The organism is Flavobacteriales bacterium (assembly GCA_016699575.1).
Taxonomy (GTDB): domain Bacteria; phylum Bacteroidota; class Bacteroidia; order Flavobacteriales_F; family PHOS-HE28; genus PHOS-HE28.
This window is the reverse complement of sequence record CP064979.1, coordinates 3,524,967-3,550,774: the sequence shown is the minus strand read 5'-3', so window position 1 is coordinate 3,550,774 and position 25,808 is coordinate 3,524,967. Positions and strand designations below refer to the sequence as shown.

At 61.4% G+C, this 25,808-nt stretch carries 24 protein-coding genes; 10 read left to right on the top strand and 14 right to left on the bottom strand.

What is annotated here, in order from left to right; translation table 11 throughout:
* Position 1 precedes the first annotated feature (1 nt).
* Complete coding sequence (locus IPJ76_14800) at positions 2–1,216, bottom strand: MFS transporter (GenBank protein QQR85857.1); 1,215 nt, start codon at positions 1,214–1,216, stop codon at positions 2–4.
* A gap of 67 nt (positions 1,217–1,283) precedes the next feature.
* Here IPJ76_14800 and IPJ76_14795 point away from each other — a divergent pair, with 67 nt between their 5' ends.
* Positions 1,284–2,369, top strand: coding sequence for a CoA transferase (locus tag IPJ76_14795; GenBank protein ID QQR85856.1), 1,086 nt, complete (start codon positions 1,284–1,286; stop codon positions 2,367–2,369).
* On the opposite strand, the gene IPJ76_14790 is transcribed toward IPJ76_14795, so the two are convergent.
* Both IPJ76_14790 and bshA read right to left on the bottom strand, forming a co-directional pair.
* Positions 2,363–2,923, bottom strand: coding sequence for a hypothetical protein (locus IPJ76_14790; GenBank protein QQR85855.1), 561 nt, complete (start codon positions 2,921–2,923; stop codon positions 2,363–2,365). The genes IPJ76_14795 and IPJ76_14790 overlap by 7 nt on opposite strands.
* Before the next feature lie 2 nt (positions 2,924–2,925).
* Entirely contained in the window at positions 2,926–4,053 is a 1,128-nt protein-coding gene (gene bshA, locus IPJ76_14785; GenBank protein ID QQR85854.1) for an N-acetyl-alpha-D-glucosaminyl L-malate synthase BshA, read from the bottom strand.
* A gap of 109 nt (positions 4,054–4,162) precedes the next feature.
* Here bshA and IPJ76_14780 point away from each other — a divergent pair, with 109 nt between their 5' ends.
* Genes IPJ76_14780 through IPJ76_14770 form a run of 3 tightly spaced genes read left to right on the top strand, consistent with a single transcriptional unit; the run spans position 4,163 to position 6,882 of the window.
* Positions 4,163–5,140, top strand: coding sequence for an SIMPL domain-containing protein (locus IPJ76_14780; GenBank protein QQR85853.1), 978 nt, complete (start codon positions 4,163–4,165; stop codon positions 5,138–5,140).
* Positions 5,141–5,164: 24 nt separating this feature from the next.
* Positions 5,165–5,932, top strand: coding sequence for a hypothetical protein (locus IPJ76_14775; GenBank protein ID QQR85852.1), 768 nt, complete (start codon positions 5,165–5,167; stop codon positions 5,930–5,932).
* Positions 5,933–5,940: 8 nt separating this feature from the next.
* Complete coding sequence (locus tag IPJ76_14770; GenBank protein ID QQR85851.1) at positions 5,941–6,882, top strand: hypothetical protein; 942 nt, start codon at positions 5,941–5,943, stop codon at positions 6,880–6,882.
* A 10-nt stretch (positions 6,883–6,892) separates the two neighbouring features.
* Here IPJ76_14770 and IPJ76_14765 read toward each other — a convergent pair whose 3' ends face one another.
* Positions 6,893–9,913 carry a serine hydrolase gene (locus IPJ76_14765; protein ID QQR85850.1) on the bottom strand — a complete coding sequence of 1,007 codons (3,021 nt, stop codon included), beginning with the start codon at positions 9,911–9,913 and terminating at the stop codon, positions 6,893–6,895.
* 138 nt (positions 9,914–10,051) lie between these two features.
* Between IPJ76_14765 and IPJ76_14760 the strand changes: the two genes are divergently transcribed.
* The gene (locus IPJ76_14760; GenBank protein ID QQR85849.1) at positions 10,052–11,230 is read left to right on the top strand and encodes a class I SAM-dependent RNA methyltransferase; all 1,179 of its coding nucleotides are present in this window, start codon (positions 10,052–10,054) and stop codon (positions 11,228–11,230) included.
* A 68-nt stretch (positions 11,231–11,298) separates the two neighbouring features.
* Positions 11,299–13,653: a patatin-like phospholipase family protein gene (locus IPJ76_14755; GenBank protein QQR85848.1), complete on the top strand. Its 2,355-nt coding sequence runs from the start codon at positions 11,299–11,301 to the stop codon at positions 13,651–13,653.
* On the opposite strand, the gene IPJ76_14750 is transcribed toward IPJ76_14755, so the two are convergent.
* From IPJ76_14750 to pyrR, 7 genes are all read right to left on the bottom strand, one after another.
* Positions 13,616–14,497 carry a hypothetical protein gene (locus IPJ76_14750; GenBank protein ID QQR85847.1) on the bottom strand — a complete coding sequence of 294 codons (882 nt, stop codon included), beginning with the start codon at positions 14,495–14,497 and terminating at the stop codon, positions 13,616–13,618. The genes IPJ76_14755 and IPJ76_14750 overlap by 38 nt on opposite strands.
* Before the next feature lie 18 nt (positions 14,498–14,515).
* Complete coding sequence (locus IPJ76_14745; GenBank protein QQR85846.1) at positions 14,516–15,196, bottom strand: response regulator transcription factor; 681 nt, start codon at positions 15,194–15,196, stop codon at positions 14,516–14,518.
* A gap of 50 nt (positions 15,197–15,246) precedes the next feature.
* Positions 15,247–16,191, bottom strand: coding sequence for a ribonuclease Z (locus tag IPJ76_14740; GenBank protein QQR85845.1), 945 nt, complete (start codon positions 16,189–16,191; stop codon positions 15,247–15,249).
* Between the two features lie 67 nt (positions 16,192–16,258).
* Positions 16,259–17,008 carry a T9SS type A sorting domain-containing protein gene (locus IPJ76_14735; GenBank protein ID QQR85844.1) on the bottom strand — a complete coding sequence of 250 codons (750 nt, stop codon included), beginning with the start codon at positions 17,006–17,008 and terminating at the stop codon, positions 16,259–16,261.
* A gap of 5 nt (positions 17,009–17,013) precedes the next feature.
* Positions 17,014–17,388, bottom strand: coding sequence for an STAS domain-containing protein (locus IPJ76_14730; protein ID QQR85843.1), 375 nt, complete (start codon positions 17,386–17,388; stop codon positions 17,014–17,016).
* A 39-nt stretch (positions 17,389–17,427) separates the two neighbouring features.
* Positions 17,428–18,390 carry an aspartate carbamoyltransferase catalytic subunit gene (locus IPJ76_14725; GenBank protein QQR85842.1) on the bottom strand — a complete coding sequence of 321 codons (963 nt, stop codon included), beginning with the start codon at positions 18,388–18,390 and terminating at the stop codon, positions 17,428–17,430.
* Positions 18,387–18,974, bottom strand: a complete 588-nt coding sequence (pyrR, locus tag IPJ76_14720; protein ID QQR85841.1) for a bifunctional pyr operon transcriptional regulator/uracil phosphoribosyltransferase PyrR — start codon at positions 18,972–18,974, stop codon at positions 18,387–18,389. The genes IPJ76_14725 and pyrR overlap by 4 nt, the downstream gene beginning before the upstream one ends.
* A 345-nt stretch (positions 18,975–19,319) precedes the next feature.
* On the opposite strand from pyrR, the gene IPJ76_14715 reads away from it, so the two are divergent.
* Complete coding sequence (locus IPJ76_14715; protein ID QQR85840.1) at positions 19,320–19,544, top strand: hypothetical protein; 225 nt, start codon at positions 19,320–19,322, stop codon at positions 19,542–19,544.
* A 47-nt stretch (positions 19,545–19,591) separates the two neighbouring features.
* On the opposite strand, the gene IPJ76_14710 is transcribed toward IPJ76_14715, so the two are convergent.
* The 3 genes from IPJ76_14710 to IPJ76_14700 all read right to left on the bottom strand — a co-directional run bounded on the left by IPJ76_14710 (position 19,592) and on the right by IPJ76_14700 (position 22,620).
* A complete protein-coding gene (locus IPJ76_14710; GenBank protein QQR85839.1) occupies positions 19,592–19,942 on the bottom strand; it encodes a hypothetical protein in 351 nt (116 codons plus the stop codon).
* A 574-nt stretch (positions 19,943–20,516) separates the two neighbouring features.
* A complete protein-coding gene (locus IPJ76_14705; protein ID QQR85838.1) occupies positions 20,517–21,833 on the bottom strand; it encodes an IS4 family transposase in 1,317 nt (438 codons plus the stop codon).
* 85 nt (positions 21,834–21,918) lie between these two features.
* Positions 21,919–22,620 (bottom strand): hypothetical protein, encoded by a 702-nt coding sequence (locus IPJ76_14700; GenBank protein QQR85837.1) that lies wholly within the window; start codon positions 22,618–22,620, stop codon positions 21,919–21,921.
* A gap of 393 nt (positions 22,621–23,013) precedes the next feature.
* Between IPJ76_14700 and IPJ76_14695 the strand changes: the two genes are divergently transcribed.
* The 3 genes from IPJ76_14695 to IPJ76_14685 are packed head-to-tail and all read left to right on the top strand — an operon-like array spanning position 23,014 to position 25,803.
* Positions 23,014–23,997 (top strand): 6-phosphofructokinase, encoded by a 984-nt coding sequence (locus tag IPJ76_14695; GenBank protein QQR85836.1) that lies wholly within the window; start codon positions 23,014–23,016, stop codon positions 23,995–23,997.
* Positions 23,998–24,013: 16 nt separating this feature from the next.
* Entirely contained in the window at positions 24,014–24,670 is a 657-nt protein-coding gene (locus IPJ76_14690; GenBank protein QQR85835.1) for a DUF2238 domain-containing protein, read from the top strand.
* 29 nt (positions 24,671–24,699) lie between these two features.
* Complete coding sequence (locus IPJ76_14685) at positions 24,700–25,803, top strand: T9SS type A sorting domain-containing protein (protein ID QQR85834.1); 1,104 nt, start codon at positions 24,700–24,702, stop codon at positions 25,801–25,803.
* Positions 25,804–25,808 lie beyond the last annotated feature (5 nt).

Below are 25,808 nucleotides of genomic sequence, written 5' to 3'. Positions count from 1 at the left end.
TCTACCGCTCGCGGGCCAGCATCCGCTCCAGCGCGAAGAGCAGCCCCAAGCCCACCACGAGCATCCCGCCGAAGAGGTACCACGTAGCCGAATACCCGAAGCGGTCCACGAGCTGCAGGCCCAACGTATGGCCGATGATGTGCGCCGCGCTCCAGCTCATGGTGTACAAGGCCATGTAGGCCCCGGGTTGTCCGCGATCGGCGCGTTCGTTGGCGAAACGGTTCATGAACGGGAAGTTGAGCATCTCCCCCACCGTCATGAACACCATGCCCACCCACAGGAAAGCGATGTTGGGGAACCAGTTCAGCACCAGGAAACTGAACACGAACAGCACGACGCTGGTGCGCAGGATGGCATGCAGGCCGATGCGCCGGTCCTCGCAGTAACGCACCAACGGCATCTCGGTGAGGAATATGAGCAGGCCGTTGGAGCCGAGCAGCAGTCCGATGTACTCTTCGCTCAGGTGGTGCACGTCGCTGTAGAAGAGCGGCACCGAACTGAAGTACTGCAGGAACGGAATGGTGATGAACACGACAGTGAGCAGGAAGAACAAGTACGGACGGTCAGCATAGGGTGATCCGTTCGCCCCAGTTCGCGCTGCATGGCCATCGCGCTTTGCCTGTTTGCGCCGAAGACCGCCCCACAACAGCGCGGCCGCTGCCAGACAGGTCAGGCCGTCGATCCAGAACAGGCCAGCGTAGCTCCACGCGGCGATGATGAAGCCGCCGATGGCCGGCCCCAGGCTGAAGCCGAGGTTGATGGCCAGCCGGATGAGCGTCACTGCGCGCGTTCGATCCTCGGGCTTGGCGTAGTTGCGTATGGCCACGAAGAGCGCCGGGCGGAACCCATCGGACAGCACCATGAGCACGAATACGCCGATGCAGAACGGCACGAAGCCGTGGACGTGCTGCAGACCGAAGAACGCCAGGCCCGATGTGGCCAGCGCACCGATCATCACATCGTAGAAGCCGAGCTTGTCCGTGAGCTTACCGCCGAGCCAGGAGCCCACCACCGAACCTGCACCGAAGCAGCTCATGATCCAGCCGACCTGCTCCAGTGACAGGCCCATGTCCTTGGTGAGGTACAACGACATGAACGGCACCACCATGGTGCCCGCACGGTTCACGAACGTAATGAGCGTGAGCAACCAGATCTCGCGGCTGAAGCCGGAGAAGGAGCCGATGTAGAAGCGCAGGGCCCTGCTGATCGCACCCATGGGTCATATCCCGCTTGCGCGGGGCGGCAAACCTATCCGACGGCGGCGGTCCATCTTTGCGCTGTCCATGGCAGCATCCGATCCACTTCCGTTCACAGGGCTTCTGGCGGTTGAAACCGCCGGTGTGCTGGCCGGTCCCGCCGTGGGCATGTTCTTCGCGGAGCTGGGTGCGCGCGTGGTGAAGCTCGAGAACGCCAAGGCAGGCGGCGACGTGACGCGGAAGTGGAAGCTGCCCAAGGAGGATCCCAAAAGCACCGTAAGCGCCTACTTCAGCAGCGTGAACTGGGGCAAGGAGCACCACCAGCAGGACCTGACTTCCACCGAGGGCCGCGCGTTACTGGACAAGCTCCTACGCACGGCCGATGTCCTCATCACCAACCACCTGGCGGAGGACGCGGACAAGCTCGGCTTGCAGCGCGAACGCATACGAGCACTGAACCCGCGCCTGGTGCACGGCCACATCAAGGGCTTCGCGGACAACGATGCGCGCACCGCTTACGACGTGGTGCTTCAAGCGGAAACCGGCTACCTGAGCATGACCGGCACCGATGCAGACCACTTGGCCAAGCTGCCCATCGCCATGATCGACGTGCTGGCTGCGCACCAGCTGAAGGAAGGGCTTCTCTTGGCACTTCTTCAACGCAACACCACCGGCAAGGGCGCGTACGTGGAGGTGTCGCTGGAAGAAGCAGCCCTCACGGCGCTCATCAATCAGGCCAGCAATGCGCTCATGACCGGCCAGGTGGCACAGCCCATCGGCACGCTGCATCCGAACATCGCTCCGTACGGCGAACTCTTCACCTGTGCTGATGGCAAGCGAGTGGTGTTGGCCGTTGGTAGCGATGCGCAGTTCAAAGCGCTCAACCAGGTGCTTGACCTCGACCTGCAGCACGACCAGCACTTCAATAGCAACGCCAAGCGCGTGCTGAACAGGAACGTGCTGGCGCAATTGCTTGCTCAACCGATCGCCCTGCGCACCAGTACCGACTTGATGGAAGCGCTCATCTCCGCTGGCGTTCCGTCGGGCATCGTCCGTTCCCTGGATGATGTGCTCGCCTCCCCTGCCGCTGAGCGCATGCTGCGCGAAAGCACTCTCGACGGTGTGGCCACTCGCCGCCTCAGTGGCAACGCCTTCCGCATCGAGCCTTACTGAGCCGCTTTGCGCTCTTGCGCGAACCGCTCCTTCAGGATGCGCAGCAACGCATCCGCTTCTTCATCGGTGAGGCCCTTGCCGAAGGCGACGCGCCTTTCGATGTGCTTGAAGCCGAGCCGTTCGCCGGCCATCGTCCAGAAGCTGTCGGTGAACTGAAAACGCCAGTCGCTGTGGTTGATGGTGAGCACGCCAAGCTCGCTGATGTTGGCGATGAACCAGTCGCGGGCCTTGCCATAACCGAAGATGCTGTCCTTGATGGTGATGACCCCGTTCTTGACACGCCAGAGCTCGAAGCCCTTCATGCGCCAGAGCAGCGTGCGGCCCACGCGTACTTCGTAGAACAACCAGAACACGCACACGCCGATCATGAACGCACGCGGCGCTCCGTTCTCCATCGTTGCCAGTTGGTGGATGAACGCAGCACCACATGCCGTCCACAGCAGCACCCACATGAGCAGCAGTCCTTCCTGGAACCTGGGCAGGCGCGCGCTGATCACCACCGTCATCTTGTCTTTCGAGCGTTCCACGCTCACCCGGTCGCTGATCCTCTCCATGCCTACTTACCGGTTACGACGCGTTCGTAGAGCGCCTCGTACAGGGGCAGTATGCGGTCCACATCAAAGCGCTTCGCCTCTTCCAATGCCCCGGTACGGTAGCGCGACAGGTCAGCGTCAGTCCGCAGGATCGTGAGCGCATTGGCGGCCATGGCCTCCACATCGCCCACAGGGCTGAGCAGGCCGCTGACGCCATGCTTGTTCACCTCGGGGGTGCCGCCGGTATTGGTGCTCACCACCGGTACTCCGCACGCCATTGCCTCCAACGCCGCCAGACCGAAGCTCTCGGTTTCGCTGGTGAGCAGGAAAAGATCGCAACCCACCAGCACATCCTCGGGTGCGGTGAGCTTGCCTAGGAACAGTACATCGGCGGAGATCCCGCTCTGCCGACAGGCGGTTTCGATGCGTTGCCGATCAGGTCCATCCCCTACGAGCAAGAGCTTGGCTGGCATCTGCTCGCGCACACGCTTGAACACTGCCACCACATCATCCACGCGCTTCACGGGCCTGAAGTTGCTCACGTGCACCAGCAAACGTTCGCCGTTCGGGGCGTAGCGCTGGCGCACGGCCGCCGCGTTCGCTGCACTGTACTGGTCGAGGCAAACGAAGTTGGGCACCACCTCGATGGCGCGCTTCACCCGGAAGTGCTCGTAGGTGTCCTTGCGCAGGCTTTCGGACACGGCCGTCACCGCATTGCTATGCTCAATGGCGAAGGAGATCACCGGTTCGAAGCTGGGGTCGCGGCCAACTAGTGTGATGTCCGTGCCGTGCAGCGTCGTGACGAACGGCAGCCGGATGCCTTCTGCTTCCAAAATGCGCTGCGCCATGTAGGCCGCTGAGGCGTGCGGGATGGCATAGTGCACGTGCAACAGGTCCAGTTTCTCGTACTTGGCCACGTCCACCAGCTTGCTGCTCAGCACCAGTTCGTAAGGCTGGTAATCGAACAGTGGGTAGTCGCTCACGCGCACCTCGTGGTAGTGCACACTGCCCACCTCGGGCCTCAGCCGCACGGGTTGCATGTAGGTGATGAAATGCACAACGTGGCCCTTGGCCGCCAGAGCATGGCCGAGTTCCGTGGCCACCACACCGCTCCCACCGAAAGTGGGGTAACAAACAATGCCTATCCGCATGCGCTCAGTCCCGGGGTTCCGGGAGGGCACGAAAGTCGGGATCGGAACGATCGTTAACGCACTGAACCACTGAAAAGACCGCGGGTACGGGCGGCCAAAACCAACGACCATGATCCACCGCACGCTCCTCCTCTCCCTGGGCATCGCCTTGGGCACCACTGCTCTGCCCCAAGCCATGGGCAACCTCATGTACGAGAGCAACAGCCGCATTTTCTTCCAGCAGGCCGAACAAGCCGTGAAAGCCACCATCCAAGGCAACGTGCTCACCCTGGAGGTGAACGCCATGATGAACATGAAGGCCGACAGCTACCTGGCCATCTTCCACGTGACCCAGCTCGGACAGACCGCCGAGGAAGCTGACAGCCTGATGAACCTCCGCGTGGGAAGCATGGTGAAAGCCGTGAAGAAGCACGGGGTGAAGGATGCGGACGTGTTCACGGACATGCTCTCGTTCGTTCCGGTGTACGAGCTGGAAGTGACGCGTAAGCTCTTCAGCAAGACCTACCAGGAAGTGCCAGCTGGCTTTGAGATCCAAAAGAACATCCACATCCGCTTCACCGACGCGCGCACATTGGACAAACTGGTGACCGCAGCAGCCAAGGAAGAGATCTACGATCTGGTGAAGGTGGACTTCTTCGTGGAGGACCAAAGCGCCTGCTACGACACCCTGCGCATGTTCGCCACCAAGCTCTTGCAACAGAAGCTGGCCAACTTCGAAAAGCTGGGCCTGAAGGTGGAAGAGAGCCATCGCACCGGTGCCGAGCAGAACGGCGCCTACTTCCCGCTGGACCGCTACACCAACTATCAATCGCGTGTGCAGACGAGCTTGAACAGCCGCCGTAAAGGGCAATTGGTGAACGACATACGGAAGTCACAGACGCTCTTCTACAACAAGGTGCCCTACGGCAACTTCGACATCGTGCTGCACGCCGAGATCACCGAACCGCCCGTGCAGTACACCTACAACCTGGTGGTGCAATGCCAGCTACCGGAAGCCTTCGCCGACAAGAAGAAGGAGGTGAAGGAGATCATCAAGCACATCTGGATCACGGACAAAGGCGAAGCCAAGACCCTGCAACTCCCCTGACCGCGGCAATGCTACCTTGGGGCCATGCACGGCGCATTGGCCCCAAGGTGGTCGGTCCTGTTCGCGGCGGTCTTGTGTGGCAGCCTCGTATCCGCGCAGATCATCACTGTCCCTCCGCCCAAGCCACGTGCGCCGCTACCGGCCTATGAGCAATCGCAATGGTCGTTGGTCATCGCTGCGGGATGGAGCCGTCGCACGGCTCGGCTGCCCGAAGGCCTCTCGAACGATCAACGCGATTTCATTGAGGCCCAGCGCAACGGTGCCCACGCAATGCTCGGGATCGAGCACTTCCGCAAGGCGACGTTCGGTTTCGGGCTCAACCTCGAAGGGGTGCAGTGGAGCCACAGCACGTCATCGCTCACCCTCGATGATACCGGGCAGGTCGCATCGCGGGCCGCGGCCTCCAGCACGGTGCGATTGCTATCGTTCGGTCCGAAGTTGTTCTGGCGACCGATCGATCCACGCGGACGCATCGCGTTCACTGTTGAGGCCGGTGGCGGCTACGTGAACTACCGCGATGCCTTCACCTTCGGCACGGACAACTACCGCATTATCGGACACAGCGTCTTCGGCAACGGCGCACTGCTGTTGGACGTGAAGGCCACGGAGAAGATCGCCATCGGGGCTCGCGTCGCCTATGTGCTGGCCTCGTTCAACAGCTTCGAGATCGAGTACGAGAGCGGCATCATCGGGGCCTTGCCCAGCGGGTACACGGAGGATGCCAAGCACATCGATATAGGGTTCCGGCTAGGGATTGCATTGGGTGATGGCCGACTTCGTTCAGACAGATAAGCACGGCCATGAGGATCACGATCGTATTCCTTGGCCTGCTGCTGGCGGTTGGAGGTCTCGCACAGGACCGTATCGTTACGATAGACAACGACACCATCGCCTGCACCATCACAATGGTCCGCACCAAACGCATCCACTATGTGGAGGAGCGCGACGGGAAAGAAAGCCATAGCAGTATCCTGAAAGACCAGGTTGCGAGCTACGTCCAACAAGGCTACGCGCCGGTCTTCCTGGACAAGCCAGCACCACCGGTCCAGCGCGCCGAGAAACGGGAGCCCGAGCGCTCGCCAAGGGCCGATTCGTTGCGGGCCGCGCGATCACCCGCATGGTCCATCTTCCTGGGTGCTTCGTACGTGAAGCTCATCGGTCCGTCCTTCGGTGGTGGCACCGCTGGATGGGATGGGCACTTCGACGCGTTCCGGAAAGGAGTGATGACCCATGTCGGCTTCAACTACTACCTGAACCAGCGGTTCGGGTTCGGCGTACGGATCTACTCCGCTGATCATCGCACGCACAGCACCGGGCTACAGGTCCGATACAACAGCGGTCATAATGTTGAAGACAGCGTCTCAACCCTCGACGTCTCGTCCCATGGTGAACTCCTGTCTTTCGGCCCGGCGATCACCCTGCGACTGTCCGAGCCCAACGCACCAGCGGTGTTCTCCACTGGCCTGTGCTTGGGCTACACCATATACTTGGAAGAACACGAGATCGGGGAGGAACGGCAGCTCTTCGCAGGCGAATCGGTTCATGCGGTGGTGCACGCAGCCTGCGACCTGCGCCTGAGCCGTTACATCACCCTCGGCGCCCTTGCCACTTATGGCGTCACCACCGTGAACGGCCTGCGGATAAGCGCGTACACCAATACGCAACAAGTGCTCGTTCGGGAGAGCAGCGCCGTCGACCTTCGCCGTTTCTCCATCGGTGCGCAGTTGGCCGTGGTGTTCTGAGCACCATCAACTACTTCACCGGTGCTGATGCCCGTCGCGCGGCGGGAACAACCGCCTGCGCCGCCCGCTCTGCTATCGCATCGTTCACCACTTCCTGTATCCGCGTGCGGATGTTCAACTCCGAGAGCTTCTTGTTGTTGGCGTTCGGATGCACGCGGTTGCTGAGGAAGACGTAGAGGCTCTTCGTTCCCGGATCGGCCCAGAGCATGGTGCCCGTGAAACCGGTATGCCCGAAGCTGGCCATGCTCACACATTCGCAGGTAGGGCCTTGCACTCCCGGACGAGTGGGCTTGTCCCAACCCAGCCCGCGACGATTGGCATCGGTGGGCAGCGGCGATGAACCGTTCGCGCAGAACTGGCACTTGGTGAACTCCTTCACCGTCGCCTCGCTCAAGTAACGGTGACCTGCGTACTCACCTCCGTTCAGCAGCATTTGAAGGATGATGGCCAGATCGTTCGCGCTGCCGAACAAACCAGCGTGACCGGCCACACCACCGGCCATGGCGGCTCCAGGGTCGTGCACCGTTCCCCACACCTGCCGACCACGGAAGTCGAGGTCCTGCTCCGTGGGCGCAATGCGATACTTGGGGAAGCGCAGCAACGGGCGGAACCCCAACGTACCGCAACCGAGCGGGCGATAGAACTCCTGCGCCACGTACTCATCGAGAGGCTGACCGCAGCGCCGCTCCACCACGCGTTGCAAGAGGTAGTAGCCCATGTCGCTGTAGAGGTACTCACCGCGCGCGTTCACGGGGGTGTCGAGCACCCAGTTCCACAAGCTGTCGCCGTAGCTCGTCAGCATCCAAAGGCTATCGGCCACCATCAGCGTGTGCTGTGCATCGGCCGTGGCGCTCATGATCCCGGGCTTGAACTTGCCCTCCTTCATCAGCCGCTTGTAGAACGGCACGAAGGCCACGAGCCCGGCCTGGTGAGTGAGCACATCGCGCAGCGCCATCGTTGCGTGGGCCGGTGAACGCGTTGCCAGTTCAGGCAGGTAGTCGCCCACGGTCTTGTTCAGGTCGACATGCCCTTCGTCGACGAGCTTCATCAACGCCAATGTGGTGGCCGCCACTTTGGTGATGCTCGCCAGGTCGTAGATGTCGTCGGTCTGCATGGCACGCGTGCCCGCATAGGTCGAATGGCCGTACGCCTTGTTGTGCACCACTTCGCCGTCCACGGCAACAACAACCTGGCAGCCCGGGAACGCCTGCGCCCTTATTCCTTCACGGGCAATGGCATCGATGCCGCCAAGGGTGCCGGAACGAAGACCGATCTCTTCCGGCAGGTCGTAGCGCAAGCGGTCCACCGTGCTGGTGCGTATGCCATCTCCCTGCGCGAAGTAGCTGCTTGCGGTAATGGGCAATGTGCCGGATGCACCCAGCCCACCGAAGAGCATCTGTGCGGCCATGTCGTGCGCATCGGCATCGTCCTCGTAAGCGACCACCAGACCGTCGAACCGCTGCGCACCATAGGCTCGTGTCAGTCGGTAAGGATTCGCGAAGTGGACGTACACTGTCTTCGTCCGTGCTGACAGGTCGCGCAGCAGTTCCAACGAAGCGTCCGGGATGCCGAATTCCTTTTCCACGCGGAAGGTGGTTTTGTGGATGCTCGCAATGACCAGATCGTACTCCGCAAGTTTGCGCATGAGCTTCGCCGCGCTGTCGCCTTTTAGTTCCTTGGCACAGGTGAAGCGGTCCATCACGGCGTAGCGTCCCAACGCCTTCTGGAAGGTGTTCTCACTATCGGCACCGATGGCCAACGTGGCGATGCGCAAGCTGTCCAGACCTTCTACGGGCAACACATTGTTGTTGCGGAGCACGGTAAGCGCCCCGCCGAAAAGCTCACGGCGCAGTTGCCGTGCAGCCGGGGTGCTCAGCTCACTGCCGATGTTCTTCACCGGTACGAACGTGCGGCGCTTGAGGCCGGCCCATTCCTTGGCGCGGAGCACTTTCAAACTGCGCTGTGCGATGACGGTGCGATCGATCTCGCCACTGTCCACCGCTTGGCGGATGCGCGCGATGGCCTTCACGGGATCCTGCGGGAAAAGGAGCACATCGTTGCCTGCCTGCAGCGCGCGCAATTCGATGTCGCCGGGCTTGTCGGCCTTGGCCACGCCCTGCATGTTCAACGCATCGGTGAAGACCAAACCGCTGAATCCGAGCTCTTGCGAGAGCACATGGTTCACCGGCCGGCTGAGGGTGCTCGGCAAACCACGGGTGGTATCAATGGCCGGTACTTCCAAGTGGGCCACCATCATAGCAGCAAGACCTTCATCCACCAAGCGCTGGAAGGGATAGAGCTCCAGCGAATCCAACCGTGCGCGTGTGTGTGCGATGAGCGGCAGGCCCAGGTGGCTGTCCACGTCGGTATCGCCATGCCCGGGAAAGTGCTTCGCTGTGGCGATAACGCCACCGTTCTGCAAGCCACGCATGTACGCGATGGCCTTGCGCGCCACGTTCTCGCGGTCCTCACCGAAGCTGCGGTCGTTGATGACGGGGTTCGCCGGGTTGTTGTTCACATCGGCCACCGGGCTGAAGCTCACGTGCACACCAAGGCGCTTCATCTGGCGCGCGATCTCTCCGCCCATGCGCTCAATGAGCGTGTCGTTCGCCAGTGCACCAAGCGTCATCTGCTTCGGGAAGCGTACGCTGCTGTCCAGTCGCATGGCCAGGCCCCACTCGAGGTCCATACCGATGAGCAGCGGCGTACGCGCAATGGCCTGGTAGTGGTTGGTGAGCGCAGCTTGGCGGGCCGGGCCTCCTTGGAAGAAGATGAGCCCGCCGATGTTCTTCTCCCTGATGAGCGTGGCGATCTCCTTTTCGTGTTTCGCGCCCTTGTTGCTCCAAGCCGCCACCATCATCAACTGCGCGATCTGCTGGTCGATATCGAGGGAGCCGTGCACACTGTCAGCCCATGGCGTGGGTTCGACGAGGAAAGGCGGTGGAAGTCCGTGGCTGCGGCGCGTGGGCTGGCTGCTACCGAGCAGCAGGAAGGCCGCAGCCGAGGCAGCGAGAATGAGAGGTGGGCGCATGTTCCGCGAACTTACCGGGGGCATAACGGGCCTTCAGGCGCATTCCGTGCCACTTGTGAACAGAACGATCGGGACAGTGCGTTACGCTATCCGGCATTGGCCAGTTTTGCCGCCCCGACGTATCGGGGGCTTTGAAGCATGCTTCGCTCCTTCGACATGACCGCCCAAACGCTCCACGGCCTGGAGCGCGAACTCGCCAAAGAACTGGAGGCCATCGGCGCTCAAGGCATTGAAGTGAGCAAGCGAGCTGTGCGTTTCACCGGCGATGAGGACGTGCTCTACCGGGCCAACCTGTGGCTGCGTACGGCGCTGCGCGTGCTGGTGCCCTTGCGCAGCTTCGTCATGCGGCACGAGGACGACCTCTACGACAGCGTGCGCGGCATCAGCTGGGAGAAGTTCTTGCGGCCCACCGGCACATTGGCGGTGCAATGCACACTGCGGTCGGAACTCTTCACCCACAGCAAGTACCTGGCGCAACTGACCAAGGACGCCATCGTGGACCGTTTCCGTGAACGCAACGGAAGGCGCCCTTCGGTGGATGTGGAACGACCGGATGTCAGTATCCACGTGCTCGTGATCGGCGACCGGTGCACGGTATCGCTGGACAGCAGCGGGGATCCGCTCTTCAAGCGCGGCTACCGCGACAGCACCAATGAAGCGCCGTTGAACGAAGCTTTGGCCGCGGGCATGGTGCTCTTGAGCGGATGGAACGGCGACCGCCCGTTCGTGGACCCCATGTGCGGCAGCGGCACCTTGCCCATCGAGGCGGCCATGATCGCCGGGAACATTCCGCCGGGCAGCTATCGCACGCACTTCGGCTTCATGGGCTGGAGCGATTTCGATCCGGCGCGTTGGGAACGGATCACCGAAGAAGCCCTGGACCGCCAGCGCGCGATCAATGCGATCATCATCGGTGCCGACCAGTCGCGCGCGACATTGATGAAGGCGGAGGAGAACATCGCGAACGCGCACCTGGGCTCACGCATCAAGCTGGAGCGTTCCGAGTTCCGTTCCTTGGCGCCGCCCCCCGAGGCTGGCGTGCTGATGATGAACCCGCCCTACGGCGAACGCATGGACGGCGGCGACGACATCAATGCCTTGTACAAGTCCATCGGCGACACGCTGAAGAAGAACTGGAGCGGCTGGGACGCGTGGATGATCACCAGCAACATGGAAGCCGCCGAGCATGTGCGGCTCACGGCCAAACCCCGCATCCAATTGTTCAATGGCTCCTTGGAGTGCCGCTTCATGCACTACGGCATGTACAGCGGTTCGCGCCGCGCGCCCGAGCCCGAAGGACCTACGGGCACCGATTGAACACCGGCTTGTGCCGAACCTGATGCAAGCGGTGGCGGCACGGCTGCATGGGCAGCTACTTTCAGCGCGTGGTGAAGCGCACAACGATCAGACAGGCCTGGCGAAGGATCGCGTACTTCTTCCCCGTGCAGTTGCTGGTGCTGCACTTCAAGAAGAACCACCTCCTGTTGCTGGTGTGGTTCCTGCTCTTCGCCTATGTCACCGGGAACCTTGGCGTGAAGTACGGCATCCCCTATCTGTTCCTCTACCCTGAGTACTTCGGCAGCAACGGCTTCTGGAGCTTCGCCATCACGGGGTTCTCCTTCGGGGGGTTCATGACGGCGTTCAACCTCTACACCTACACCACCCACGCGCACCGCTTCCCGTTCCTGGCCACCATCGCGCGCCCCTTCCTCAAGTTCAGCATCAACAATGCACTGATACCGCTGGCCTTCCTTCTCACCTACCTGTGGTGCAGCGCGGAAGTGCAGCATACCAAGGAACTGGTGCCCGCAGGCGACATCGCGCTCCACTTGGCCGCGTTCGTCATCGGTGTTTCGCTTTTCCTCCTGATGGCCTACCTGTATTTCACGCGCACCAATACCGACATCGAGAAGATGACCGGCAAGCGCGCCGAGGAGTACCAGCCCGAAACCCACGCCGACATCCTTGGTCCTATGCCCACGCCGCCCCCGTTGAAAGGGGCTGCGCGAAAGGAAGCAAGCCGCTGGCTCAAACCGGGCAATGCCGCGCGCCGCTGGCATGTGGAGACGTACATGACGCAACCGTGGAAAGTCGCGCTGGCAAGGAGCAGCGCACACTACGATCGCGAACTGTTGCGGCAGGTACTGTGGCAGAACCACATCAACGGGAGCATTTTCGAGGTGCTGCTGGTAGCCAGCTTCCTGGTGCTGGGTGCGTTCAGCGATACGGCCTTCTTCGCGATCCCGGCTGGCGCCAGCGGCTTCGTGCTCTTCACTATGCTGCTCATGATCCTCACGGCGCTGTTCAGCTGGCTGAAGGGATGGACGTTGAGCCTGGTCTTCGGCGCGGCGCTGCTGGTGAACACCATCAGCCGCCATGCGGATTTCTTCTACGACAGCTCCGCCTATGGCCTCGACTACTCGACCAAGGTGAACTACAACGTGGATGCCCTGTGCGATCTGGCGTACGACAAGGCGCAAGTGTCCAAGGACCTGAACGCGATGCGGGAGCGCATGGACCGGTGGCAGCGACGGAACATCCAACTGAAGAACGCAGCGGAAAAGCCGAAGCTGGTGATCGTTTGCGCCAGCGGTGGCGGACTGCGCAGCACGCTTTGGAGCTTCCGGTGCCTGCAGCATGCTGACAGTCTCCTGGGCGGCACACTGATGCAGCGCACCGCACTGCTCGCGGGCAGCTCGGGCGGCTCCATCGGTGTTACGTTCTTCCGCCAGTTGTACCACGACGCCATGGACACCGACACGGTGCGGACCAACGATCCGCGCTGGCTCGACGCCATCAGCAGTGATGTCCTCAACCCTGTCGCCTTCAACTTCGTAACGAACGACCTCTTCATCCGGTATCGTCGCGTGAGCGATGGCGTGCACAATTACACGCGCGACCGCGGTTCGGCGTTCGAACAACGGCTGAACGAGATCACCAACGGGCACTTGGACCTTCGGTTGCGCGACATGGCCCGCGCCGAAGCCGATGCGAGTGTGCCGGTCCTCGTCCTCGCTCCTACCATCATCAACGACGGCCGCCGATTGCTCATCAGTTCCTCCCGATTGTCCTTCCTCACCGACAACACGGCCGACAGTGGCACCGTGGCCCACCCGCTGCCCGAGACTGTTGAGCTACAGCACATGTTCGCAGCGCAGAACGCCAGCGACCTGAAGCTCACCAGCGCCTTGCGCATGAACAGTACGTTTCCCTACATCATGCCGATGGTGACGCTGCCGAGCGACCCGCCGATGCGCGTGATGGACGCAGGCATACGCGAGAACTTCGGCTATCGCACCACGTTCGAATTCCTGCGCGACATGCGCGAATGGATCGATACGAACACCAGTGGCGTGGTGATCCTGCAGTTGCGTGACAAGCAGAAACGATCCGCTGCTGAACCTGCCGAGGACGACCTCTTCGATCGGTTGCTGGGGCCCGCTGGCAATGTGTACCGCAACGTGATCGCGGTGCAGGACAACGATTATGACATGGCCGTGGCCAACGCCAGCAGTTGGGCTCCGTTCCCCATTGACATCGTGGACCTGGAGATCGAAAAACCGGAGACCGAAGAGATCAGCATGAGCTGGCACCTGACCGCAGTGGAAAAGCGCCATGTGCTGCGCGCCATCCGGAACCCGGCCAACCAGCAAGCGTTCCAGCGATTCAAAGACCTTATCGAGGGCTCCGCTCCATTGGCGACTACCGCCGTGGAAGACCATTCCGGTGCCATGCGATGAGACCATCCATCGGGTCGGCATCCGCACCTGCCAAGTGGAAACCCTGGACCTTCAGCGCACGCTCCAAGTCCTTGCGGAACGCACGTGCAATGCCTCCAACGGCATGGACGTCGTGCGCCTTCCGCTGGGCGAAGTACTTGCCGAGCAAGCCGGACATCGCTGAGAAGCGCGCGGCCAGCAGATCGTTGGTGTAGGTCGTCCTGTCGCACTGGCCCAACCGCCACGCCAAGCCGGCCAGCTCCGCGTTCGGACGTTCCGCGTTGAGCATCGCGGTCATCCTGGACCGGTCGATGCGCGTGCTTCCGAAAAGCCGACGTATCAACTCCCTCGGCACGAGCCCGTGCATGGCGTCGTGGAGCAGGTGCTTACCGATATCAGCGCCGCTGCCTTCATCTCCGATCATCCAACCCAACGATGGCATCGGCGTGTGCAAGCGGCCGTGATGGAACCAACCAGCGTTCATGCCGGTTCCCAGGATGAGCACCAGTCCTGACTTGCTGCCCAATGTGCTGCGCGCCGCCCCCATCAGATCGGTCTCGACGTACACCTTGCGCGTGCCCAGCATCCGCGAGACGACCGCTTTCATGCGCCCGGCACGCTCCGGACTTCCGCAGCCCGCGCCGTACACAACGACCCGCTTCGGCTTTCCCGCATCAGCGAACGCCTGCCGAAGGATATGCCCCACTTCCTTTTCGAAGGCTGTCGATGGCCCTACGGCCGGGTTGAAACCGACCAGGCGATCCCGGTCCGTACCGTAACGACGCACGCTGCCGTCATCCAAGAGCAACGCCCAACGCGAAGAACTGCCACCGACATCGCCGATGAGCTCAATGGGCTTGGGCATGGGGCCAAAATAGCCGCCTCAACCGCGCGTATTGAAGAGGTACTTGTTCGGGCTCACGATCCCTTCCTTCACTGCGAACATCACCACACCGGCCGTGCTGTTCACACCGAGCTTCACCATGATGTTGCGCCGGTGCGTGTTCACCGTATTGGGGCTCAACCCGAGCTTATCAGCGATGCGCGTGTAGCTCTGGCCTTCGGCGATGAGCAGGATGATCTCCACCTCGCGCTCACTCAGCGTCACCGGTCCGCAGGAAAGATCCGCACCGTCCATGCGCTCGATCCGAAGACCCTCGCGCTCCATCGTCTTCACGATCTCGCCGCAGAAGAACTTGCTGCCGTCGGCGGTCTGCAGCACGGCGTCGATGATCTCCTCGATTCCGCAGTCCTTCTTGATGTAGCTGGTAACGCCCGCGCGCAAAGCGTTGGCAAGCGTCACGGCCGACGGGTCGGGCGTGATCGATACGAAGCGCGTGCGTTTGTTCCGCTTCAGTCCCTCGCGGATACTGTCCGCCCGGAAGCCTTGGGCCGTGTGGTCGATGAGCACCACATGGGGCCGGTCGCGTTCCACGGCGGTGAGCATCTCTGCTTCCGATCGCACATCCCCCAACAAGTCCACGCGCGGGATGTTGGCGAAGACGGTTTTCAAGCCTAGCAATGCCAACTCCCCACTATCCGCCAACAACGTTCGTACGATCATATCCTATTTGGAATCGTTCTTAACAGGGGCGAAGCTAGGCGCCGATGGGCTCAGCGGCCCTCCTTCTTTCCAACACCTGTTGGTGGCCCTATCGGATAGCAGCCGCCTTCCACGCTGGCCGTGGTGTTCGGGAAGATGGCCAATGCTTCCTTCAACAGCGGCTCCACCGACTTGTAGCGCGAGCTGAAGTGACCGAGCAGCAGCTCCCCCACCGCTGCGTCACGGGCCAGCGTTGCGGCTTGGGCTGCGGTGCTGTGCATGGTCTCCTTCGCCCGACCAGCGAGATGCTCCGTGAACGTCGCTTCGTGGTAGAGCAGGTCCACACCGCGCAACGCTTCCACCAATGCGGGACGGTAGGCTGTGTCGCTGCAGTAGGCATAGGTGCGCGGCTTCCCGTGCGGGACGGTCAATTCGGCGTTCCGCACAACGGTACCGTCGGCGAGGACCAGGTCTTCACCATCCTTCACCGCATTGCGCTGGTAATGGGGTATGCGGTCCACCGCGTCCGGGCGCAGGCGGAGCGCTCCGTGTTTCTCGCGGAACAGAAAGCCGGTGCATGGTATGCGGTGCTGCAGCTCTAGCGCGGTCACTTCCACCCGTTCGTCCTGCATCACCACTACCCCTGTGTTGGTCGGGGTGACATGGATGCGCAATGGATAGCGCAGCCAGGTCTGCGAGGCGCGCAACTGCACATGGATGATCTCGCCGAGCTGCTCGGGGCCGTGCACATGGAGTTCTTCCGTGCGGCCCAGCAGGTGCAACGTGCTGAGCAGGCCCATCAACCCGAGGTAGTGGTCGCCGTGCAGATGGCTGATGAAGATGTGCCTGAGGTGCGGCATCCTAATACCGTGGCGCCTCAGTTGCTCCTGCGTTCCCTCGCCGCAATCCACCAGATAAAGGCGGTCGCCGAGGTTCACCACTTGAGCGCTCGGCTGCCGCCCGGCGGCAGGCAGCGCAGCACCCGTACCGATGGTGGTGACCTCGAACCTGTACATACCGGGCAAGGCTACGAACGAAGAAGCCCCGACATGTCGGGGCTTCTCAATGCGGGTGGAGCGGGGATCAGCGGTGCAGGATCATGCGCCCGGTGAACTTCCGGTCGCCGGCCTGCACTTCGTAGAGGTAGATGCCAGCCTCCAAGAGGCTACCATCGAACTGCAGCTTGTTCGCACCTGCCTTGGCTTGAACGGTTTGTGACCAGAGCTTCTCGCCGAGCAGGTTGAACACCTTTACCTGGGTATCCGCTGCCTTTGAAAGGTTCCATTCGATGGAGGTGCGGTCGCGGAAAGGATTCGGGGTGTTCAGCGCACCATTGATGGCCACGGGCAGTTCGTTCACGCTGGCCGCACCGATGGTGATCTCATAGCCGGTGAACGTGTAGGGGAAGGAGATCGGGAAGCCGAACAAGACACTGTACCCGGTGACGTAAATGGTCATGGGATAGGAACCCACGGCCGTTGGCGTCCCTTGGATGACACCACAACCCTGCACGCCGCTCAAATAGGTGCACGCAGCGCCAGTGTGGCTGTTGCACGCAATGGCCAGGCCCGGGGGCAGACCCTCGATGCTGTCCAATGCCACGCTATCGATCATTGTCCCGGCCAGGTTCGGGTCGATGTCGCCGGCGTCGGTCGGGATGATCAGATCAAGCTGGTCGCTGTAGGGAACGTTGATCACGCCCGACGCAAAATCCTCGATGGTGTCAGGCCACACACCGAAGATGCTGTCGGCGTAGAGCGGGTCAGGGGTGCACTGGGCGGAAGCTGCACTGGCAGCAACGACGAACAGGGCGGCGAGTAGTGTCTTCTTCATGGGGTTCATTGATCGTTCTTCACGTCCTTCTCGATCTCTTCCATGTACAGGAGGTCGGAGGCTTCGCTCAGGGTTGGGGTAATGGAGAGCACGCTTTCGAGCTGGCTGATCTGCACCAGCTTCTGCACAGGCTCCTGCAGGCCGCATACAACAAGCGAGCCGCCCACGCTCTTGCAGAGGCGGTTGGCCACCAGCAGGGCGCTCAGTCCACTGCTGTCGCAGTAGCGCGTGTTGGTAAGGTCGATGATGGCGTTGCGTACGCCGGTCTTGTTCAGGTACACCAGCTCGCTCTTCAGTTCGGGCGCACAGGTGGTGTCGAGCTTGTCCACGTTGCTGCGTATCAACGTGTATTTGCCCTTGTCCTCGATGGTGAAGTTCATGTGCTCAGGTCAGGTATCCGGCCAAATATAGCCTTCGGCTCAACTTGCCTTCCCCAGGCGCCCGGCCAGCAGGTAAAGCACGGCCATCCTAATGGCCACGCCGTTTTCCACCTGGTCCAGGATGATGCTGTCCGCATGGTCGGCCACTTCTGAAGTTATCTCCACCCCTCGGTTGATAGGTCCCGGGTGCATGATGACCAAAGGCTTGCCTTTCGCTGCCTGACGGGTGCGGTCGTAGCGCGCTTTGTCGAGACCGAAGAGCATCGCGTACTCCCGCAGGCTTGGGAAGTTGGCGATGCCGTCGCTCCCCTGCCGCTCCAGTTGGATGCGGAGCATGTTGGCCACGTCGCACCAGATCAGCGCCTTGTCCAGATCGTGCTCCACCCGCACCCCGAGGCTATCCACGTGTTTGGGCATCAAGGTGGTTGGGCCACAGAGCATCACTTCGGCACCCAGTTTCTTCAGGCAGTGGATGTTGCTGAGGGCCACCCGGCTGTGGAGGATGTCGCCCACGATGAGGACCTTCACGCCTTTCACCTTCCCCAGTTTCTCGCGGATGCTGTAGGCATCGAGCAGTGCCTGCGTGGGATGCTCGTGGGTGCCGTCGCCGGCGTTCACGATGCTGGCTTCCACATGGCGGCTCAGGAACTGGGCGGCGCCGGGGTCGGGATGGCGCATCACCACCATGTCCACCTTCATCGCCAGGATGTTGTTCACCGTGTCGATGAGGGTTTCGCCTTTCTTGGTGCTGCTGCTGCTGCTGCTGAAGTTGATGACATCCGCACTGAGGCGCTTCTCGGCGAGTTCGAAGCTGATGCGCGTGCGCGTGCTGTTCTCGAAGAAAAGGTTGGCGATGGTGATGTCGCGCAGCGAAGGCACCTTCTTGATGGGCCGCGCCAGCACCTCCTTGAACCCGTCGGCCGTGCGGAAAATGAGGTCGATGTCCTCGGCCGTCAGGTCGGTGATGCCCAGCAGATGGCGGGTGCTCAGTTGCTCGGTCACGGGTCGTTGACGGGGGCTTTGGGTGCGTGGCGTTCGCTGGCCGAAGATGCGTTCTCATGGATGAGCACGCGGTCCTTTCCATCGGTTTCCTTCCACTCCACGCTCACCCGCTGGTCGGCGATGCTGTCCACCCAGCGGCCCACGTAGTCGGGTTGTATGGGCAGCTCACGGCTGAAGCGGCGGTCGATGAGCACCAGCAGTTGCACGCTGGCCGGGCGGCCGAACGAGAGCAGGGCGTCGAGCCCGGCACGGATGGTGCGGCCGGTGAAGAGCACATCATCCACCAGCACCACATGGCGGCCATCGAGGCTGAAGTTGATGTTGGTGCTGCTGGGCGTGGCCGTCACCGCGCGTTGGCGGAAGTCGTCGCGGTGGAAGGTGATGTCCAGCTCGCCGCAGAGCAGTTCGCGCTTGGTGATCACTTGCAGCTCTTTCCGCAACCGCTGGCACAACAGCACACCGCGCGGCTGCAGACCGATAAGGGCCGTATTGCGCAGGTCGCCGTGGTCTTCGATGAGCTGGTGGCACAACCGCGTCACCGTAAGCCCGAAGGCATGGCTGTCCAGCAGGGTGACGGGGCGCATGTGCGGCGAAGATATCGGTGGGCGGGTGCAGGGCAGGCACACCACCGGAAAGCGCCACATGCTCGGGGCCATAGGCCCGCGACCGAGGGACACCCTGTAGCCAAGTGTCAGCCTAAAGCGTTCCTAGGTTCAAGCGCACTAGGCGAGCACTTGCGGGCAAGCTCCGTAAATACTCGCTGAACAACAGGCCATGAGGCCAGAAACTCACTGAAGCACTCGGCGAAAAGCCGAGCGCTTGCATCCGATTTACACCCAAGGTGCTGCGGGGCCGATCCGAGCGCGTGCATCCGCGCTACACCCGAGGCGGTGCGGGGGTTGTACGGGCGTGCGCACCTAGGCTACTACATGCTGTGGGCGGACGGTGAGCCGGACCAAGCCTTCGACATTGAGACCGGTCTGACAGGCGGCCTCACCTACCACTTCGGCTGGCGTGCGGGCGCCGGGTACCAACTGCGCAACTTCGACTTCGCCTTGCACAACAACATGGTCATACCCAAGGGGGGCGTCAAAGGCGTGCCCATGCAGCATTTCATCATGCTGAGGGCAGCGTACTTGATCAACCTGGATTGAGCGCGGCCCTATTTGGGCTCCTTCTTCAACACGAATGTGACATCGTTCTACCACAAGGTGTTCTTGCGCTCGCCTTCCTTGTAGATCAGCGCGCACTCGTAGGGGTGCTTCTTGCACTCCTTCAACGTGGGGCTATCACTGCTGAGCACGACAGCCGGGTGGTTGGCGATGTCCACGCCGATGGTCCATGTTCCTTCCTCATAGACTTCCGTCGTCTTGTCGCAGTCCAGGTAGCGTTGGAACGTGCCATCCGCATTCAACTTCATGCAGTGGTTGGGGCCACGCTCCTTGCTGTAGTAAGTGCCGCACAGGGTACAGGCATCGCCTTGGGCGTTGGCCAAAAGCGATGCAAGCAAAAAACATGGGGCGACGAGCGCCAGCCGAAGGGAAAGGTGCATGGTATCGGGATTTGAAGCGAATCTACACCACACCAGCATTCTGCCTCTTTAGGCCTCCAGTTATCGCTGACACGACTTCAGGCAAAGCTTACAACCGGCCGCCAGTGCTAATCCAACCACAACCCAAATGCCCCTGAGACCTCCAGTTATCGCTGGCCCGACTTTAGGGGAAGCTTACACAGCCCTAAGCGCTTCGGCAAAGTACAAGCGTGATGAAATACGCCGCGCCCTGCACATTGGCCGCGTTTCGCTCATGTGGGCAACCCAGGCCTTGAATAATGCTGAGACGAGCGGCACGCCCTAGACAGAACCGCACTCGGCACCCGCAAGCTCACCCCTCGCACGGGCTAGAGCCAAGCGCGTGCACCGCGTTACACCCGAGGCGCTGCGGGGGATCACACGCGAGCGGCAACGGGGCGCGTGCATCGCGGTACGCCCGAGGCGGTGCAGGGCAGGTTGCTTGGCGCCATAGGCGCGCGACCCATGGACACTCGGCGAAGCCGAGCGTCGGCCCAGTGCGATCCGCTCGCTGCTCACATCACGCGAGCACGCAATGTCATTAAGTTAAGGGTTCTCACAGGGCCGGTTTGGAGTTGGTGAGATAGACGGGCTTGTCGCGTGTGCGGTACTTGTCGCGATCGCGTGGGAAAGTGCGGCCTGGGCGGATGGGCACGGTGGTGGAGAGGAACAGCTCGGACAGGTCGCGCATGGTCTGCTCATCGTCCTCTTGGGCCATGATGCGCATCACCTCCTGCTTCATGTAGCCGAAGGACACGTTGTTGTTGATCTTGTAGGAGAGCTTGCGCGCGGGGTGCTCGGCGGGCAACTGGTCCTGCGCCTCGTCGAGGAGCAGGGCGTGCAGGTTGCACATGAAAAGCGCTGCATGGAAATCCTGCTGGATGACCACATCGGTGTGTCCGGTGAAGTGCTCCACACGGGCGATGTTCTTGATGGTGTTGTAGAAGCGCTCCACGCCCCAGCGCTTGGCGTACAACTCTTTGAAGACGGCCGTCGCATAGCGCTGTTCATCGGTCAAGGATGTGAGCAGCACTTCCAGTTCGCCATTGTCCAGCAACACCTTCACCATGCGTACGTTGATGCGATCATTGCTCTGCGGACCACGACCGTGCTGGGTGTTCTTGCCAGCGCCCATGGGCACGGTGTGCGAGTGCAGGCCACCGGCCACGAAGTCGATCACCTGCTGGTTGAACTTGTGGGTGCAACGGATCAGGAAATGCGCTCCGCGCTCCAGCACCGCCGACATGAGCGCATAGCTGGGATAGCCGCGGTCGTAGATCATCAGGTCGCCCTCTTGGCACATGTGCAAGTGCTGCAAGGCCAGTTCACGTTCGCCCACCGCCCAGGGCGATAGCGTGCCATGGAGCACCATGTTGTTGAGCACATCGTAGAGCACCGAGCAACGCGCCTGCACCGTGCGGTTGCCGTGCTGGTTGCTCGCGCCGCCGTAGTGCTCGCCCAGTTCCTTGGTATGCGGCAGGTTGATGATGGACCCGTCGGTGGCCAGGAGCCGAAAGCCTTGCCAGCGCTTCACACGCTCGTCGTTGTCGGTGTAGAACTCTTGGTTCATCACTCGCATGAGTTCCTTGAACACCCCGGGCTCCACCTTCCTTCTGCTCTGGTTGAAGGCACTGCCCGATACGTTGCGCACCCCGTCGGCGAAGGCGCGCACGAAGCCCGTGAGTTCCAGCTGCGGGCTGCGCCGCGAGAGGCTCAGCATGAAGAGCACCACCTTCTTGAAGGGCATCTTGCGTTGGCGTGTGAAGTCTTTGGGCGAGCGCCTGAAGGTCTCCCTCAATGCGTCGCTGGCCAAACATCTTCTCACTGTTACGAGGATCCCACGGTTGGTCTTGCGCTTCGCTCTTGGTGCCATGGGCCAAAGAGCCTCCCCGCCGATCACCGTTGATCCCTCGACACCGCGACTTTTCAACCGCGTTGATCACAGCACAAGGCACTCCTTAACTTAATGACATTGCGCGAGCACGTGCTGGGGGTTGTATTTCATACTTTGTTGTATCCAACTCATTCTCAATCGCATATATTCTGGCAGCCCCGCTATCCAATAAACAATCCCTTAGGGTAACGTATCGGTTCCATACACAAGCTTCAATCACAGCATCTGTTGCGCCTTGCAGCATTTCAATGCTATCAACATAACTCAATGCCAACTGACAATCTCCTGATACTCGCGCAGAAATATATCTCGTTTGAAAATAACGATACTCGTTATACCATCTAGTCCTACTACCTGGATTCACAACTCGTACTATGCCTGTAGCAGACATCGCCTCATTTGATTTTCCTAGTTCAAGTAGCACCTTGATATAGTCCAAGTACAATACTGCGCTACTTGCACTGTCAGAATAGACGCTCAATGCCTTCTGGAAAACAGAGTCGGAATGACTCAATTCCCCGAGTCGATAGTATGCCACACCAAGGGCCCGATAACACTCAACACATCCATCAGATTCAACTACACGTGTGAGAACAGGAATCAAAGTATCCGGCCGCATGGTTGTTTGCGCAATCAAGATCGCTCTTTCAGCCTGAGCATCTCGAGCAAGCAAATCAGACTCTTGATTACCAGAACAACCCAGCAACAAACCAAACCACATTGACCAACACACTAGTCCCAAACCATTCATGGCGTTGGTCATCATGTCTAGCGAGGTGGTCCGACAGGCAGACCATCTGGCGATCGCCCACCAACCGTGTCGCTGGAAACCCCAATCCGGTTCCTTCAGCACGTGCTCGGGTGAGTGACGAGCTTGGGAATCGCGTGTCAGCTGACCCTCGGCTGTGCCGAGTGTCCTTCGGTCGTGGGCCTGCGGCCCCAAGTATGGCCCATGTGCCACGTGCATCTCCTTCAAACATAGCCCAACTCTTGACACCCCCAATTCAATCAACTAACCACTTGCCGTTTACCGAAGCGCACTCGGCCCCAGCAAGCTCACCCCTCGCACAGGCTGGAACCAAGCGCGTGCATCCGCATTGCACTCGTGGTACGGTGGGGCTTGTTAGGGGCGGCGGCATGCTTGGCTTATCCTTGGCCCATGTCCTCCCCTTCCCTCCACCGCATCGCCGTCCTCACCTCCGGCGGTGATGCCCCCGGCATGAACGCTGCCATCCGCGCGGTGGTGCGCAGTGCGCATTTCCATGGTATTGAATGCGTTGGCGTTATGGACGGTTACGACGGCCTGGTGCGCGGCGACTTCCGGCCGCTGGGCCCGCGCGATGTGGCCAACATCGTGCAGCGCGGTGGCACGGTGCTGCGCAGCGCCCGCAGCACGGCGTTCAAAACGCCCGAGGGCCGTGCGAACGCTGCGTTGGAATTGTCGTCGGCCGGCGTGCAAGCGCTGATCTGCATCGGTGGCGGTGGCACCCAAACAGGAGCACATGCCCTAGCCACGGAACAAGGCGTGCGCGTGATGGGCATCGCGAGCACCATCGATAACGACCTGGGCGGCAGCGACCGAACGCTCGGTTTCGACACGGCGTGCAACACGCTGCTGGAAGCCATTGACCGCTTGCGCGATACGGCTGCCAGCTATGGCCGCATCTTCTTCGTGGAAGTGATGGGCCGGGACACGGGCTTCATCGCGTTGCACACCGGCATTGCCGCCGGTGCCGAATACGTGATGGTGCCGGAACGCAAGGAGAGCGTGGATGAACTGGTGCACGTGCTTCTGCACCGGAGCAAGGAGAAGGGCAGTTGTATCGTGGTGGTGGCCGAGGGCGACGAAGAGGGCGGCGCGTTCAAGCTGGCCGAGCAGGTGAAACAGCGCTGCCCACAGTTCGACATCCGGGTGAGCGTGTTGGGGCACATCGCGCGGGGTGGAAGTCCCTCGCTGGCGGACCGCGTGCTGGCCGCGCGGCTGGGCACCGCCGCCGTGGAAGGCTTGCTGGCCGGCAAACACCATTGCGTGGCGGGCATTGTACGCGGCGAGATCACCTACACCCCGCACGCCGAAGCCATCGCAACGCGCAAGCACCTCGAACCCGACCTCTTCCGCTTGGTGCAGATGCTGGCCGTGTGAACGCTATCCTTGACGGATGCCCTTCACCACTGCTTCCTACCCCACCCGGCGCCCGTTCAACGAGCACTTGCTGCTGAAGGTCTACCTCGGCCTTTTCCTCATCTGCTGGGCGGTGACCTTCATCAACACCACCGACCGCGCCAACTGGGTTACGGAGAACGTGCTCACGGTGCTCTTCGTGGGCGGGTTGGCGCTCACGCACCGGCGCTTCCGGTTCAGTGATCTGAGCTACACGCTCATCTTCATCTACATCCTGCTGCACATCTATGGCGCCGAGTACACCTACGCCGAGAACCCCTTCGGCTATTGGCTGCAGGAACTGACCGGCACAGCACGCAACCACTACGACCGCATTGTGCATTGCTCGTTCGGCCTACTGCTGGCCTACCCCATGCGGGACTGGTTCATGAACCACTTCCGCTGGCCAACGTGGGTGTGCTACCTGCTGCCCGCGGAGATCACGCTCAGCTTCAGCGGTGCATATGAACTGATCGAATGGCTGGTGGCCGAGGTGTTCTTCCCCGCTCAAGGGGTGGCTTACCTGGGCACGCAGGGCGATATGTGGGACGCGCAGAAAGACATGGGACTGGCATTCAGCGGTGCCATCGCGGCGATGCTGGTCACCTGGATGGTGAAGAAGTCGTTCGACAAGTCGCGCAGCACGTTGGCGTGAGGCCGAGCAACCCGCGCATCTTCGGGGGCATGAAATCCCTGCTCGCCGCTTTTCTGATCGTCGCTTCCGGGGCGCTCTCGGCCCAAACCACGGTTGATTCGTTGTTGAACGACGGCATCTACCGCACCTACCTCCTGCATGTGCCGCCGGGGTTCCAGCCGTCCGAAAACCCCGCACTGGTCCTCAACTTCCATGGCCTCACCAGCACCGGCGCGCAGCAGGAGTTCTACAGTGAGATGAACGCCGTGGCCGATGCCGAGCGGTTCGTGGTGGCGTATCCCGATGGCATCAACAACAGCTGGAACCTCGGCCTGGGCCAGGTGGACGACTACGGGTTCGTGAGTGCGCTCATCGACGACCTGGTCATTTCGCACAACGTGGACCCGCAACGTGTGTATGCATGCGGCATGTCGCAAGGCGGCATGGTGAGCTTGTTGTTCGCATGCAGCATGTTCGACAAGATCGCAGCGGTGGCCAGCGTGGCCGGCGGCATGACACCGGGGCTTGCACCGGTGTGCCAGCCCACGCGCCCCGTGCCTGTGATGATGATCAACGGCACGGCCGACGCCATCGTGCCATACGCAGGTGGATTGGGGAACATAGACACCGATGATGCGATAGACCATTGGGTTGGGCACAACGGATGCGACCTTACACCGGTTATTACACCCTATCCTGATCTCGTCCTGCTCGATTTCTGCACGGCTGTGCGCGAGGATCACCTCAACGGTGCCGCAGGCTCCGAAGTAGCGCTGATCCGCGTGGTGGACGGCGACCACACATGGCCGGGTGCCAGCCTGCCCATCGGGGTCACCAACCAGGACTTCGAGGCGAGCCAGGTCATCTGGGATTTCTTCGAGCAGTTCGTGCTTTCCGGGAACACCGGAGTGCAAGCAGATGCGGCGCAGCAGTTCGCGATCGGTCCAAACCCGTGCAGCGGAACCCTCACGATCAACGGCCGTGGTTCCTTCACAGCCAGCCTTTGGGATGCCTCGGGCCGACAGGTCGCTGCAGGCAATGCCCTCAGCGGATCAACGCGCATCGGAACGGAAGCACTGCCGGCCGGGCCGTATGTCCTGCGGATCAACGGCAGCGATGGTGCGCGCTCATCGCTCCTTGTCATTCAGCACTGACGTTC

Excerpts from the sequence above, each read along its gene's own strand:
- IPJ76_14800 (QQR85857.1), bottom strand. The coding sequence starts at position 1,216 with ATGGGTGCGATCAGCAGGGCCCTGCGCTTCTACATCGGCTCCTTCTCC.
- IPJ76_14705 (QQR85838.1), bottom strand. The coding sequence starts at position 21,833 with ATGGCACCAAGAGCGAAGCGCAAGACCAACCGTGGGATCCTCGTAACA.
- IPJ76_14795 (QQR85856.1), top strand. The coding sequence starts at position 1,284 with ATGGCAGCATCCGATCCACTTCCGTTCACAGGGCTTCTGGCGGTTGAA.
- IPJ76_14700 (QQR85837.1), bottom strand. The coding sequence starts at position 22,620 with ATGATGACCAACGCCATGAATGGTTTGGGACTAGTGTGTTGGTCAATG.
- IPJ76_14740 (QQR85845.1), bottom strand. The coding sequence starts at position 16,191 with ATGTACAGGTTCGAGGTCACCACCATCGGTACGGGTGCTGCGCTGCCT.
- IPJ76_14750 (QQR85847.1), bottom strand. The coding sequence starts at position 14,497 with ATGCCCAAGCCCATTGAGCTCATCGGCGATGTCGGTGGCAGTTCTTCG.
- IPJ76_14765 (QQR85850.1), bottom strand. The coding sequence starts at position 9,913 with ATGCGCCCACCTCTCATTCTCGCTGCCTCGGCTGCGGCCTTCCTGCTG.
- bshA (QQR85854.1), bottom strand. The coding sequence starts at position 4,053 with ATGCGGATAGGCATTGTTTGTTACCCCACTTTCGGTGGGAGCGGTGTG.
- IPJ76_14770 (QQR85851.1), top strand. The coding sequence starts at position 5,941 with ATGAGGATCACGATCGTATTCCTTGGCCTGCTGCTGGCGGTTGGAGGT.
- IPJ76_14780 (QQR85853.1), top strand. The coding sequence starts at position 4,163 with ATGATCCACCGCACGCTCCTCCTCTCCCTGGGCATCGCCTTGGGCACC.
- IPJ76_14695 (QQR85836.1), top strand. The coding sequence starts at position 23,014 with ATGTCCTCCCCTTCCCTCCACCGCATCGCCGTCCTCACCTCCGGCGGT.
- IPJ76_14760 (QQR85849.1), top strand. The coding sequence starts at position 10,052 with ATGCTTCGCTCCTTCGACATGACCGCCCAAACGCTCCACGGCCTGGAG.
- IPJ76_14775 (QQR85852.1), top strand. The coding sequence starts at position 5,165 with ATGCACGGCGCATTGGCCCCAAGGTGGTCGGTCCTGTTCGCGGCGGTC.
- IPJ76_14745 (QQR85846.1), bottom strand. The coding sequence starts at position 15,196 with ATGATCGTACGAACGTTGTTGGCGGATAGTGGGGAGTTGGCATTGCTA.
- IPJ76_14685 (QQR85834.1), top strand. The coding sequence starts at position 24,700 with ATGAAATCCCTGCTCGCCGCTTTTCTGATCGTCGCTTCCGGGGCGCTC.
- IPJ76_14710 (QQR85839.1), bottom strand. The coding sequence starts at position 19,942 with ATGCACCTTTCCCTTCGGCTGGCGCTCGTCGCCCCATGTTTTTTGCTT.
- IPJ76_14715 (QQR85840.1), top strand. The coding sequence starts at position 19,320 with ATGCTGTGGGCGGACGGTGAGCCGGACCAAGCCTTCGACATTGAGACC.
- IPJ76_14735 (QQR85844.1), bottom strand. The coding sequence starts at position 17,008 with ATGAAGAAGACACTACTCGCCGCCCTGTTCGTCGTTGCTGCCAGTGCA.
- IPJ76_14690 (QQR85835.1), top strand. The coding sequence starts at position 24,014 with ATGCCCTTCACCACTGCTTCCTACCCCACCCGGCGCCCGTTCAACGAG.
- IPJ76_14730 (QQR85843.1), bottom strand. The coding sequence starts at position 17,388 with ATGAACTTCACCATCGAGGACAAGGGCAAATACACGTTGATACGCAGC.
- IPJ76_14790 (QQR85855.1), bottom strand. The coding sequence starts at position 2,923 with ATGGAGAGGATCAGCGACCGGGTGAGCGTGGAACGCTCGAAAGACAAG.
- pyrR (QQR85841.1), bottom strand. The coding sequence starts at position 18,974 with ATGCGCCCCGTCACCCTGCTGGACAGCCATGCCTTCGGGCTTACGGTG.